Here is a 12,499-nt window from a genome sequence, read left to right as displayed (position 1 = left end):
GCTGCACGCTCCCCCACTCTCGGCTTCGCTCGAGCGGGGGGACCCCCATGGCCCCGCTCGGCTTGGCCAGGAGGTGCCGTGCCTCACGGCCGACCTGATCCGCCGGACACCCCCTAGCTGTCCGTGATCATGAGGGACGCCATCATGCCCTCGTCCTCGTGTTGCAGCAGATGGCAGTGGAGCATGTACATGTACGTGTCGTCGGAGAAGTCGGTGAACTCCATGGCGATCTCGATCGAGCCGCCGCCGACCACTTCGTAGGTGTCGAACCAGCCGAGGTCGACGCCGGTCGGGTCGTCGCCGTTGATGGAGATCAGCTGGTACGGCACGTCATGCAGATGGAACGAGTGTTCCAGCTGGGTGCTGTTCTTGATCGTCCAGATCTCCTTGGACCCCAGCGTGGTGCTGATCATCGCCATGGACGACATGCTGGTGCCGGCCGAGCCGTTGATCAGCATCGTGGCGCCGCTCTGGCCGAGCGTGATCGTGCGGGCCGTGAAGTCACTGGTGTCGTACCGGTCGATCGTGTTGAGCGAACTCGGCAGGTCGTCCGGGGTGTCGGTGCCGGACGCGGTGATCGCGAGCACGTCGTAGGTGCCGCTGCCGCCCCGCACCCAGCCCGTGGTGACGACGGCCTGGAGGGTGACCGCGTCCGACAGGTCGAGGACGAACTCGGCGCGTGCCCCGGCCACCAGCCGGATGGAGTCCACCTCGGTGGCCGCGGTGAGATAGCCCTGGTCGGTGGCGATCTGGTTCAGCGTGCCGCCGTCGCTGCGCTGGATGGTGATGATGTCGGACGGTGAGGCGTTGAGGCACCGGAACCGGGTGCGGGTCTTCGTCGCCGTGAAGGTGAGGGTGGTGTCGTCGACGTTGGTGCCGTTGAGCAGGAGCGGGAAGCTCAGTCCGTTGGTCAGGTAGCCGGTGAGGTTGTACTTGATGTCGCCGCTGCTGTCGGTGGCGAGGCTCTGGAAGATGAGCGGGATGTCGTCCGTGCCGTAGGTGCTGGGCAGGTCGGAGGAGGCCGTGGAGTCGTCCTCCACGATGATCATCCCGGCCAGTCCGTGGACGGCCTGCTTGGCCGTGGTGCCCAGCGCGTGCGGGTGGTACCAGAGCGTCTTGGCGTCGTCCTTGACTGTGAACGTCGGGGACCAGGTCTCCCCGTCGGCGAAGGCGACCTGGGGGCCGCCGTCCATCTTGGCCGGGACATGGGCGCCGTGGAAGTGGACGGTGGTGTCCTCGCCCAGGCTGTTGGTGATGTTGAGCAGGACCGTGTCGCCGTTGGTCCACTTCATGGTGGGGCCGAGGAAGGACTGGTTGTAGCCCATCGTGCTGCTGGTGACCCCGGAGAGCACCTCGGCGGTGCCGGTCTTGGCCTCCAGGGTGAAGGTGGTGGTGCTGTCGGAGGTGGTGCCCTCCAGGAGGTCCGGGATGGTCAGGGTGGCGGTGCTGTCCGCGGCACTCGCCTTGTTCTTGCCCGCCTCGGTCAGCAGGGAGAAGGCGGCCCCGGCGCCCGCGACGGCGCCGAGACCGACCCCGGCCATGCCGCCGAGGAACTTGCGCCGGTGCACGCCCTTGCCGCCGGCGGTGCGGCTGGTCTTGGTGTGCTTGGTCTTGCCGTGTGTACCCGTGTCGCCCGTGGGGCCATCGGGCGTGGTGATGTCAGCCATGGGTCGGGATGTTTGACGTGAGGTCTGTGTAAGGACTGGGCCGAACTTAGGAGCGAGCCGCGAGCGCTGTGAACGGGCAGTGAGCCGCGCGCACATTCAACTCCCTTGAATGAAAACCAAGTTGAGGAATGCCTGATCCCGCATGACGTGCGGGACGCATCGGACATCCTGCGGCCCCGCCAGATTTTGCCCGCCCGTTGCCTAAGGCGATGAGTCAGCCGTGGGCCTGCTTCACGAGCTTCATGTACCGCTCCCAGTCCCAGTACCGCCCGGGATCGGTGTGGTCCGTCCCCGGCACCTCCACATGCCCGATGATGTGCTCCCGGTCGACGGGTATGCCGTACCGCCCGCATATCCCGGCCGTCAGCCGGGCGGAGGAGGCGTACATCGCGTCCGTGAACGAGGATCTGCGCTCCACGAACCCCTCGTGCTCTATGCCGACACTGCGTTCGTTGTACTCCCGGTTGCCCGCGTGGAACGCCACGTCCAGCTCCCGGATCATCTGCGTGATCTGCCCGTCCTTGCGGATCACGTAGTGGGCCGCGGCCTGGTGGCCGGGGTCCTTGAAGGCCTTCACCGCGCTCGCGTAGCTGCCCTGCGTGACATGGATGACCACCCGGTCTATCGCGTAGTCGTCCGGCCGGTCCGCCCGCCGGTAGTTCGCCGAGGAGGCCGCGATCCACCGCGCGCCCCGGAAGTCCACCGCGCCCGCCACCCGCGGCCTCTCCACACCCGGCAGCCGCCACCACAGATGCGCCAGCTCCTCGCGCGCCAGCGCGGCCGTGCCGACGGCGGCCGCCGCACCGCCGACGATCAACGCACGCCGCCCGAGCCGCCTGTCGGCGTCCATGGCCCTCTTCCCGTCCCCCATGTGATCGTCAACGGATACTCGTGGGCTCCGGTTCCCGCGGGCCCTTACTCTTGAAGGGCTATGACTCACACCCCGCAGCGCCCCCGCCCCCTTCGCGTACTCGCCGCCATGTCCGGCGGGGTCGACTCCGCCGTCGCCGCCGCCCGTGCCGCGGAAGCCGGCCACGACGTGACCGGCGTCCACCTCGCGCTCTCCGCGAACCCGCAATCGTTCCGCACGGGCGCGCGTGGCTGTTGCACCATCGAGGACTCGCGGGACGCGCGGCGCGCCGCGGACGTCATCGGCATCCCGTTCTACGTCTGGGACCTCGCCGACCGCTTCCGCGAGGACGTGGTCGAGGACTTCGTCGCCGAGTACGAGGCCGGCCGCACCCCGAACCCGTGTCTGCGCTGCAACGAGAAGATCAAGTTCGCCGCCCTGCTCGACAAGGCGCTCGCGCTCGGCTTCGACGCGGTCTGCACCGGCCACTACGCCCAGGTGATCGTGAACGAGGACGGCACCCGCGAGCTGCACCGCGCCTCCGACATGGCCAAGGACCAGTCGTACGTCCTGGGTGTCCTGGACGAGAAGCAGCTGGCGCACGCGCTCTTCCCGCTGGGCGACACGGTGACGACCAAGGACGAGATCCGCGCGGAGGCCGAGCGCCGCGGCCTCGCGGTCGCCAAGAAGCCCGACTCGCACGACATCTGCTTCATCGCGGACGGCGACACCCAGGGCTTCCTCGCGAACCGCCTCGGCAAGGCCGAGGGCGACATCGTCGACGAGTCCGGCACCAAGGTCGGCACCCACGAGGGTGCGTACGGCTTCACCATCGGCCAGCGCAAGGGCCTGCGCATCGGCACCCCGGCGCCCGACGGCAAGCCGCGCTACGTCCTCGACATCTCGCCCGTGAACAACACCGTGACGGTCGGCCCGGCCGCCGCCCTCGACGTCACCGCCCTCACCGCCATCAGGCCCCGCTGGTGCGGCACGGCCCCCTCCGGCCCCGGCACCTACACCGCCCAGCTCCGCGCCCACGGCGGCGAGACCGAGGTCACCGCCGAACTGGTCGACGGCACCCTGGAGGTGTCCTTCACCGAGCCGGTCCGCGGCGTCGCCCCCGGCCAGGCGATCGTCCTCTACGACGACACCCGCGTGGTGGGCTCGGCGACGATCGCCACCACGGCTCGCCGGGAAGCCGCCACAGCCTGATCATCGAGAACTCGCAGGAGCTGGCACCGCCCCACCACCCGGCATAGGCTGGCCCCGCGGAAGGCCCGCACAGTGTGAGCCGGCGGCGGGACCTCCCCGCCCCTTCGGGAGGTGGACGGTGCTCCTGCGCTTTCGAGTGGCGAACCACCGCTCGATCCGGGACGAGGCCGAGCTGACACTTGTCGCTGCAGCAGGCAGTGCTGACAGTTCCGACAGCATCGCGCGGGACAGCGGGATCGCTCAGGACGATGGCGGGCACGTGCCGGTGCTGCCCGTGGCCGGGATCTTCGGTGCGAACGCTTCCGGCAAGAGCAACCTGCTCAGCGCATTCCACGCCATGCGGGAGGCGGTACGCACCTCCTTCGCGGACTGGGCCAAGTATCCCGGGGTGCCTGACCGGCAGCCCTTCAAGTTGGACGCCGCCAGCGCCGAGGAGACCACCCTCTTCGAGGTCGACCTGGTCCTCGGCGCCCGTACCCCCGTCCGTTACACGTACGGCTTCGAACTCTCCGACGACCGGGTGGAGGCCGAATGGCTGCACGCCTACCCGGGCGGCATCCGACAGGTCTGGTTCGACAGGGAGGCGGACCGCCCGGCGGAGGACGGCGACGAGTACCTCTTCGAGAGCCCGGCCTTCACCGGCCGCCGCGACGACCTGGTCGCGCTCACCCGGCCGAACGCCCTCTTCCTCTCCACCGCGGCCACCCTCAACGACCCTCAACTGTCCGCCCTGCACCGCTGGTTCCTGAACAACCTGTGGCTGATGACCCCGGGTGAGGACATCACACACCGTGCCGACTGGACCAAGCGCCGCCTCACCGAGCTCCACGCCGACACCGGCTACCGCGAACGACTCGTCCAGCTCCTGGCCTCCGCAGACCTGGGCGTCACCGGCTTCGATCTCGATCCGGACACCGGCGCGGTCTCACTTCGGCACCGGACGGAGGGAGCGGAAGCGGTGGCTCTCGACTTCCTCACCGAGGAAAGCTTTGGTACGCACGCGTGGTTCGCTTTTCTCGGCCCGATGCTCGCCGTCCTCGACAACGGGACGACGCTGCTGGTCGACGAACTCGACTCCAGTCTCCACCCCACGCTGGCCGCCGAGGTCGTGCGTCTCTTCCAGGACCGCAAGGCCAACACCAAGGGCGCCCAGCTGATCTTCACCACCCATGACGCCACGCTGCTCGGCAACGCCGTACTCGACCGTCCGCTCCGCCGCGATCAGGTATGGCTCACCGCCAAGACGAAGTCCGGCGCGAGTGAGCTGTATCCGCTGGTCGCCGCCCACCCGGAAGCGGGCGAGGACCTGGAGCGGGGCTATCTGCGTGGCCGGTACGGAGGGGTGCCCCGGGTGACCCCCGGTGAGATCGCCCGCGAGGTGTCCTGGCTGGAGGAGAAGGCGGCAGCGACGGCGTGAGCGAACGGGGTGGGCACGGAGCATGAGCAGCAGGCGCAGGTCGAAGAAGGACGCGGCGAGCACGGTGATGCCGCCGCAGGCGCCTCCGTCGCAGTACTCACGTCGCGAGCGGGTGCTTTACGTGGGATGCGAGGGCGAGGTGACCGAGTACGACTACCTGCGGTACCTCAACAAGGAGTTCGGGAGCGGGGACAGCGAGACCGGCCGACCACCCTTCACCATCAAGCCGGTCCGCAAGGCCGACGGCCTGATCCCGTCCCGTACCGTAAAGGCGGTGGTCGAAGCCGCTCAGGGGGAGGACGAGACCTGGGTGCTCTTCGACCGGGACAGCCACCATGACATCCCCGAGGCATTCGAGGCCGCCGCGGCCTCGGACACCGAGGTCTGCTTCTCCCACCCCTCCTTCGAACTGTGGTTGCTGCTGCACTTCCAGCCGTTCGGCGGCGCCCAGGGCGCGGCGAAGAACACGCACGTCGTGGAGAAGCTGCGCAAGGCCGACCCCGCGTACAAGCGGTTCGACAAGCCCGACAAGGGTCTCAACGATGCCCGTACCAAGGCGCTGAAGGGCAAGGAGGCGGCGGCGGTGCAGCACGCGCGAGCCCTGGTCGGTCAGTGTGAGCACGGTTCGTGCAAGCCCGCCAACGCCACGTTCGAGGCGCCGAAGTACGGTCGCTCGGCGAAGGAGCGGGCCGCCCGCTCCGGACACGCCAAGAACTGCGAAGTCCTGAGCCGGGACCCGTCCACGGACGTGTGGCGGCTCCTGGTCAGTCTGGGCATCGTGAAGGTCTGAGCGGCGGCGGCGCATGCCCGGCCATGCCGGTCTAAATGTTCCGTTATGGGCGGTTGGCTCCTGGGGTTGCGGGCCGTCTAGTCTTCCGTAGCACCTCCATTTCCATACGAAGGATCAGCGCGTGGCCAGAATCACCCTGCCCGAGCTCGAACGCCATCTCTTCTCGGCCGCCGACATCCTGCGCGGCCGGATGGACGCCTCCGAGTACCGCGACTTCATCTTCGGGATGCTCTTCCTGAAGCGGGCCTCGGACGAGTTCGAGCCGGAGTGGAAGCGGGTGTACGCGGAGCGGCTCGCGCAGACCGGCGGCGACGAGGAGAAGGCGCTGGCCAAGGCGGACAACCCGGCCGCCTACCCCCGCGTCTTCTACGTGCCGCCACGAGCACGCTGGTGGCGTGGACCCCACCACGACCTGGAGAGGCCGGAGAGCCCGGCGCCCGGCATCATGGCCCTGACCGAGAAGGTCGGCCAGGGCCTCGACGAGGCTCTGGTGGCGCTCCAGGACAGCAACGACCTGCTCGCGGGCATCGCCTCGCACATCAACTTCAACGAGGTCGTCGGCACCAAGCCGCGCTTCACCGACCCCGAACTCCGTTCACTGATCCGGCACTTCAGCCTCTACCGGCTGCGCAACGAGGACTTCGAGTTCCCCGACATGCTGGGCGCGGCCTACGAGTACCTCCTCGGCCGGTTCGCGGACTCGGCCGGCCAGCGCGGCGGCGAGTTCTACACGCCGCGTTCGGTCGTACGGATGATGGTGCGCCTGGTCGACCCACAGCCCGGGGAGTCGGTCTACGACCCCTGCGCGGGCTCCGGCGGCATGCTGATCGCGGCCCGCGAGCACGTCGAGGAACACGGCGGCGACCCCGAGGAACTCTCGGTCAACGGCCAGGACAAGAACGGCCCTTCCTGGTCCATGGCCAGCATGAACATGGTCCTGCACGGCATCCACACCTTCGACCTCCAGAACGGGGACACCCTCGCCGAGCCGCTCCACCTCGACGAGAACGGGCGGCTGCGCAAGTTCTCGGCGATCCTGTCCAACCCTCCGTTCTCGCTCCCGTACGACGAGGACGCCGTCGCCAAGGCCGACCAGGACCACGGCAAGCGGATGCAATGGGGCTGGACGCCGGGCAGCGGCAAGAAGGCCGACCTGATGTTCGTCCAGCACATGGTGTCGGTCCTGGAGGAGGACGGCGGACGGGCGGCCGTCGTCATGCCGTACGGGGTGCTGTTCCGGAGCGGCAAGGAGCGTGACATCCGCGTCGGGATGCTGGAGGCCGACTGCGTCGAGGCGGTCATCGGCCTCGGCCCGAAGCTGTTCTACGGCGCGGGCGTCCCGGCCTGCATCCTGATCCTGCGGCCCCCGCACGGGAAGACCGACCCGAAGCGCCTGAAGAAGGTCCTCTTCATCAACGCCGACCGGGACTTCACACCCGGCAGCAACCAGAACGAACTCGGCCCCGAGCACATCGAGAAGATCGTGACGGTCTTCCGTGAGTGGCGCCTCATCGACGGCTACTCACGCGAGGTCCACCGCGACGAACTCCTCGCGCCGGACGCGAAGGGCGTCCCCGAGGCGAACTTCAACATCCGCCGCTGGGTGGACAATTCACCGCCCGCGGAGCCGCAGGACGTACGGGCGCATCTGTACGGGGGTGTGCCGGTCGCCGAAGTCGCGGCGAAGGAGGGGCTGTTCAAGGCGTACGGGGTCGATGCGGGGTCGCTGTTTGTGCGCAGGGACGGTGGCGAGGGTGATGAGTCCTGCGGGTACTACGACTTCCTGCCGGAGGGCGCGGAGGCGACGGCCGCCCGTATTCCGCGACTGACGTCTGCGCGGGAGGCGGAGCTGCGCGAGACATATGACGAGTGGTGGTCGAAGAGCTCCGGTCTCTTTGCTCAACTCGCGGCGGACAAGAAGCTGATGGACCTGCGCAGCGGGCTCCTCGACGGGTTCACGTCGGCTGTCGGCGGGGCCGGGGTCCTGGACGAGTTCACGACGGCGGGCATCATCGCCGCGTGGTGGACGGAGAACCGCTACGACATGAAGGCCCTCGCGGTGGGCGGCTTCGAACGGGTATTGGAGGGCTGGGTCGACTCCGTCGAGGCGATCGTCGACCCGGCGGTCCCTGGCGGCGGCGCGGACGACGCGAAGCGCTCGTCGGTCTCTCCGGCGGAGCGGCGCCGGGCTCTTGACCAGCCGGTGGTACGGGAGTTGATCCCGGAGTTCCTGGAGGCGGTGGCTGCGGCGGACAAGGCGCTCGCGGAGGCGGAGGCCGCGGCGAAGATGGCGGCTGAGGCGAAGGCGGCGGTCGTGGGTTCGGGTACGGACACGGAGGACGAGTCCGACGCCGAGTCCGGTGAACCGGCGGAGCCGGTGTCGCCGGAGCAACTCGCCGCGCTGGACAAGGCGTTGGCGGTAGCCAAGAAGGCTCTGACGGCGGCACGCAAGAAGCGCAAGGCGCTGGACGACCGTTTCCTGCCGGACCTGAAAGCGGCGACGGACCTGAAGAAGGCCGAGGATGGTGGCCCGGAGGGCGTCGTCCTGGCGGTCCTCCGCCGTGACCTGTCCGACCGCCTCAACGTGGCGCTGGCGACGGGCCGCCGCGAAATCGTCGCCTCCTTCCGACGCTGGGCCGAGAAGTACGAGGTGTCGCTGACGGCCCTGGAGGAGGAGAGCGGGGACGCGGCGAAGGGGCTTGCGGAGTGGCTGGGGGTGCTGGGCTATGGGCGTTGAGGTTCGATCCACGGTGGCACTCAAAGATGTGCTGCGAAAGGTGGAGACCGGATGGAGTCCGGTCTGCGACTCGGCGCGACCGGCCACGGACGAGTGGGGGGTTCTGAAGCTCAGCGCGGTTACTTCGGGGAAGTTTGTTGCCTCGGAGGCGAAGCGACTTCCCAGCGAGGTCCTGCCGAGGACCGCCTTTGAAGTACGGCCCGGCGATGTCCTCATGTCCCGGGCCAACGGGGTCAAGGCGCTCGTGGGTGTTGCCTGCACAGTGAATCAGGTGCGCCCGAGACTGCTTCTGCCGGACTTGGTGTTCCGGCTGGTTGCTGATCCTGACGTGCTGGACCCCGGATTCTTGGGAATCGTGCTGACCTCGGCTGCTGCGCGTCGGCAGATCGAGGCGGCCATGCGCGGGACCAGCGGCCAGTACAAGGTGTCGCAGGCCGACGTACGAGCGCTGGGGATTCCGCAATTGCCGCTGCCTGAACAACGCGACATCGTCGCGGCGCACGAGGCGTTCGAGCGGCGGATCGGGGCGTTGGCGCGGGAGTTGGCCAAGCTTCGGGTCGTTGAGCAGGCTGTCGTGGCCCAGACGATGGCTGAGGCCACCCGAAGAGTCGATCTTTCTCAATGCCTGATCGACATCGAGTCTGGGTGGAGCCCTGCATGCGACGCTGAGCAGCCTGACGTCGATGAATGGGGTGTCGTCAAGGTAAGCGCGGTTACGTCTGGCCGGTTCATCGACGGCGAGGCCAAGCGCCTGCCGATGGGGCAGGTTCAGCGCCCGGAGCTGGAGATCAAGAAAGGCGATGTCTTGCTTGCGCGGGCCAATGGTGCCCGTTCTCTGGTGGGAGTTTCTTGCTACGTCACTGCGACTCGTCCACGGCTCATGCTGTCGGACAAGCTGCTGCGACTCATTCCAGACCGGACAGCGGTTGACCCCGTCTATCTGGCAATCTTGCTCGGAACTCCGGGGGTTCGAAGGCAGATTGGAAACTTGCTGAATGGCGGAACAGGCCAGAACAACATCACGCAGGCCGACGTACGAGCCCTGAAGGTTCCGCAACTGCCGCTGCCCGAACAGCGCGACGTCGTTGCTGCGCACGAGGCGTTTGAGCGGAGGATCGGGATGCTGGAGCGAGAGCTGACCAGGCTTCGTGTTACGCAACGGGCCGTAGTCGAAGACCTCCTCAGCGGCCGGTCCCGAGTGACCCGGACCTGAGGCTTTCTATCAGCGCACCGAATGACGCCCGGCCCGTGACGAACGCGGTCGCCGGGCGTTTGCTGTCCCGCACGGCGATCGCGTCCCGTGACGTGGCGACCTCGACGCACGCGTTTCCGGCCGCCTCGGAGTAGGAGGACTTGGTCCAGCTCAGTTCGGGCAGCACGGCACCTTCTAGAGTTCTCCGACGATTTCGAGGATGCGGTCCCTCGATTCCTCCGGATTCAACGCCACCTGTTCGACCAAGTCCAGCCGTCGCCGGAAGTTGGCCAGTTGGGTGGGGCTGTCGAAGAACACCGCGCCGGTGGGGGAGTCCACCTCGACGGTGTCGAGATGGGAGTCGTAGGCCGAGACGTACATCATGGTGTCCCCGGCCATGGGGAACCCTTCTGTGGCCAGCGGGATGACGAGCAGCGTGACGTTGGGGCGTTCACTTTCGGTCAGAAGCCAGTTGAGCTGGGCTTTGGCTGTCTGGCGTCCGCCGATCTGGAACCGGAGCGCGGTTTCATGGATCAGCCCCGTGTATGGGACGGCCCCTTCCTCCACCACTCGGTGGCGTGACAGGCGGTGTGCTACGCGCAGTTCCACCTCCAGACGCGGCAGCGAGGGAACGTACAAGTCGAACAGCGCACGCGCGTGCTCTTCGGTCTGGAACACGCCGGGGATGTGCGCCATTTGAAGTGTGCGCAGGTGGGAGGCGTAGTGTTCCAGCTCAGAGACGTCGAGAAAGTCCGGCGGGATCTTGCCGCGGTACTCGTCCCACCAGCCGTGCGTCCGCCCGCCGGTCATGGCGGCCAGGGCGTCGACGAGACTGGCGTTGTCGCACTCGTAGATGCTGGTCAGGCGGCGGAGTCGAGACTCACTGATGCCAAACCGCCCTGCCTCCACATTGGAGATGGTGGTTCGGTCCGTGCCAAGCAGTTCGGCCGCACGCGGGGCGGACATGCCTGCGGCTTCGCGTAGCCGGCGCAGTTCCGCACCGAACCGGCGCTGCCGGACGGACGGCGTCGGTCGTGGTGCCATCTAGCCTCCCTGAGTTCGCGGTCAGTGTGCCGACGGAGATCCAACCCGTCCACCGATTCCGGTAATTCAACCCGTTGGAGTGGTAACGGTCTCACCCGTTGTACTTTCTGCGCCACTCTTGGTGAACTGTCATCAGCTGAACCGCCGCCCGGCGGAAGCGCACCGGCCCCCTGCCCTCCGGAAGACAGGGATCCGGCACTGCCACCGTCACCCGGTAGTTCGCGACCGGCGCCGCAAAGAACCCGTACCGCACCACGGAGGTAAAACCTCGTGAGCAGCAACGACCTGAGCAACGCACCCAGCAACGAGCCGACCCCACCCGTCAGTTACGACCTCACCTACGGCGACCACCCCACCCCCATCCCCTTCACCGCCCCCTGGGTCTACGAGATCCACCTCCCCTGCGACCCACGCGGCCCCCGGATCGTCAGGGGCACCCTCCGTGCCGTACTCCACGCGCACGGCCTCGGTGAACTCGCCGAGAAGGCAGAGCTGTTGACCTGTGAGCTCGCCACCAACTCGGTGCGGCACACCAAGGGCCCGGTCATCGTCCGGATGCACTGGCTGTGCCCGGCGCTGCGCGTGAGCGTCTGGGACGCCGGCCCGGACCTGCCTCCGTTCGCGCCGGGATCGGCGATGCCTGATCCCACAGCCCTCTGCGGTCGCGGGCTGCCGATCGTCGAGAGCCTCGCCGACCGGTGGGGCGGCTGCGGGGCCGTCGACGGGCCGAACGGCGGGCCGGGCGGCAAGACCATCTGGTTCGAGGTCGCCCTTGGCGGTGATTCCCGGCCGCCGTCCCCGATGCTCGCGGCCTGATCCGCACACCCAGTGCCGTACCTCCCCGCAGTCGACGCAGGCACTGTTCTCACCTGTATGGGTAACGCTGCACGCGTCCCGGTCCAGGACTCACCGCGTCCGTGGTACACCGATCACGCCGTTCCGCGAGAGAAGGCGACGACGCCATGAGCACCCACCCGCAGCCCAACGACAGGTACGCGGACATCGATCACGAGCGTGCCCTGAAGCACGCCATCAGGTACATGGCCGGCAGCCGCGTACAGATCATCGAAGGGATCATCCAACCCGTGCCGCCGACTTGGGACCACGAACGCATCACACGGGTCATTCGCCGTCAGATCGAGGACCGTGTCGACGAACTCGGCTGCGTCGAGGGTTCCGGGGACATCGACCTCCCCGGCTCGCCCAACTGGTACGTTCCGGACATCGCCGTCGTCCCCGAGGAACTCGCGCAGGACGACAACATCGTTGTCACCCCGGATCTGACCCTTCTGGCGGTCGAGGTCACCTCGAAGTCCAACGCCGACACGGACCGCGTCACCAAGCGCAAGCGCTACGCCGAGTACGGCGCTCCGCTGTACCTACTGGTCGACCGTCAGAACCGCGAACTCACCCTCTTCTCCGAGCCGGGCGGACTCGGCTACACCAAGGCCGACGGCCCGCACCCCTTCGGCACCCCGGTCACCCTGCCCGAGCCCTTCGGGATCGTCCTGGACACCACGCGCCTCTGAGCAAGGAGTAGGTGATTTCCGGCCACCCTCCCCGTACTCGCCGCCTGATCCGCGCGCACCC

The 12,499-nt window shown here is 67.9% G+C and carries 11 protein-coding genes; 7 read left to right on the top strand and 4 right to left on the bottom strand.

All coding sequences use genetic code 11. From position 1 onward, the window contains the following. Positions 1-113: 113 nt before the first annotated feature. On the bottom strand, positions 114-1,667 hold the full coding sequence (locus ACWC09_RS38760; protein WP_450855741.1) for a multicopper oxidase family protein: 1,554 nt from the start codon (positions 1,665-1,667) through the stop codon (positions 114-116). A gap of 214 nt (positions 1,668-1,881) precedes the next feature. Continuing rightward, a complete protein-coding gene (locus tag ACWC09_RS38755) occupies positions 1,882-2,538 on the bottom strand; it encodes an N-acetylmuramoyl-L-alanine amidase (RefSeq protein ID WP_450855740.1) in 657 nt (218 codons plus the stop codon). A gap of 60 nt (positions 2,539-2,598) precedes the next feature. On the opposite strand from ACWC09_RS38755, the gene mnmA reads away from it, so the two are divergent. From mnmA to ACWC09_RS38730, 5 genes are all read left to right on the top strand, one after another. Next, the gene (gene mnmA, locus ACWC09_RS38750) at positions 2,599-3,729 is read left to right on the top strand and encodes a tRNA 2-thiouridine(34) synthase MnmA (protein ID WP_450855739.1); all 1,131 of its coding nucleotides are present in this window, start codon (positions 2,599-2,601) and stop codon (positions 3,727-3,729) included. Positions 3,730-3,847: 118 nt separating this feature from the next. Then, positions 3,848-5,146, top strand: a complete 1,299-nt coding sequence (locus ACWC09_RS38745; RefSeq protein WP_450855738.1) for an AAA family ATPase — start codon at positions 3,848-3,850, stop codon at positions 5,144-5,146. Between the two features lie 22 nt (positions 5,147-5,168). Next, a complete protein-coding gene (locus tag ACWC09_RS38740) occupies positions 5,169-5,936 on the top strand; it encodes an RloB family protein (RefSeq protein ID WP_450855737.1) in 768 nt (255 codons plus the stop codon). A 121-nt stretch (positions 5,937-6,057) separates the two neighbouring features. Next, a complete protein-coding gene (locus ACWC09_RS38735) occupies positions 6,058-8,673 on the top strand; it encodes an N-6 DNA methylase (protein WP_450855736.1) in 2,616 nt (871 codons plus the stop codon). Further along, on the top strand, positions 8,663-9,886 hold the full coding sequence (locus ACWC09_RS38730) for a hypothetical protein (protein WP_450855735.1): 1,224 nt from the start codon (positions 8,663-8,665) through the stop codon (positions 9,884-9,886). The genes ACWC09_RS38735 and ACWC09_RS38730 overlap by 11 nt, the downstream gene beginning before the upstream one ends. On the opposite strand, the gene ACWC09_RS38725 is transcribed toward ACWC09_RS38730, so the two are convergent. Together ACWC09_RS38725 and ACWC09_RS38720 are read right to left on the bottom strand one after the other, a co-directional pair. Further along, positions 9,855-10,052, bottom strand: coding sequence for a DUF397 domain-containing protein (locus ACWC09_RS38725; protein WP_450855734.1), 198 nt, complete (start codon positions 10,050-10,052; stop codon positions 9,855-9,857). The two genes, ACWC09_RS38730 and ACWC09_RS38725, sit on opposite strands and share 32 nt — an antisense overlap. 8 nt (positions 10,053-10,060) lie before the next feature. Further along, entirely contained in the window at positions 10,061-10,909 is an 849-nt protein-coding gene (locus ACWC09_RS38720; protein ID WP_450855733.1) for a helix-turn-helix domain-containing protein, read from the bottom strand. A gap of 270 nt (positions 10,910-11,179) precedes the next feature. Here ACWC09_RS38720 and ACWC09_RS38715 point away from each other — a divergent pair, with 270 nt between their 5' ends. Both ACWC09_RS38715 and ACWC09_RS38710 read left to right on the top strand, forming a co-directional pair. Then, on the top strand, positions 11,180-11,725 hold the full coding sequence (locus ACWC09_RS38715) for an ATP-binding protein (RefSeq protein ID WP_450855732.1): 546 nt from the start codon (positions 11,180-11,182) through the stop codon (positions 11,723-11,725). 146 nt (positions 11,726-11,871) lie between these two features. Then, entirely contained in the window at positions 11,872-12,438 is a 567-nt protein-coding gene (locus ACWC09_RS38710) for a Uma2 family endonuclease (protein ID WP_450855731.1), read from the top strand. Positions 12,439-12,499 lie beyond the last annotated feature (61 nt).

The organism is Streptomyces sp. NPDC001617 (assembly GCF_053596855.1).
This window is presented reverse-complemented; position numbering and strand designations above follow the sequence as displayed.

Bases quoted from the DNA above. Each gene is read 5' to 3' on its own strand.
- ACWC09_RS38760 (WP_450855741.1), bottom strand. From the start codon at position 1,667: ATGGCTGACATCACCACGCCCGATGGCCCCACGGGCGACACGGGTACA.
- ACWC09_RS38755 (WP_450855740.1), bottom strand. From the start codon at position 2,538: ATGGGGGACGGGAAGAGGGCCATGGACGCCGACAGGCGGCTCGGGCGG.
- mnmA (WP_450855739.1), top strand. From the start codon at position 2,599: ATGACTCACACCCCGCAGCGCCCCCGCCCCCTTCGCGTACTCGCCGCC.
- ACWC09_RS38740 (WP_450855737.1), top strand. From the start codon at position 5,169: ATGAGCAGCAGGCGCAGGTCGAAGAAGGACGCGGCGAGCACGGTGATG.
- ACWC09_RS38730 (WP_450855735.1), top strand. From the start codon at position 8,663: ATGGGCGTTGAGGTTCGATCCACGGTGGCACTCAAAGATGTGCTGCGA.
- ACWC09_RS38720 (WP_450855733.1), bottom strand. From the start codon at position 10,909: ATGGCACCACGACCGACGCCGTCCGTCCGGCAGCGCCGGTTCGGTGCG.
- ACWC09_RS38710 (WP_450855731.1), top strand. From the start codon at position 11,872: ATGAGCACCCACCCGCAGCCCAACGACAGGTACGCGGACATCGATCAC.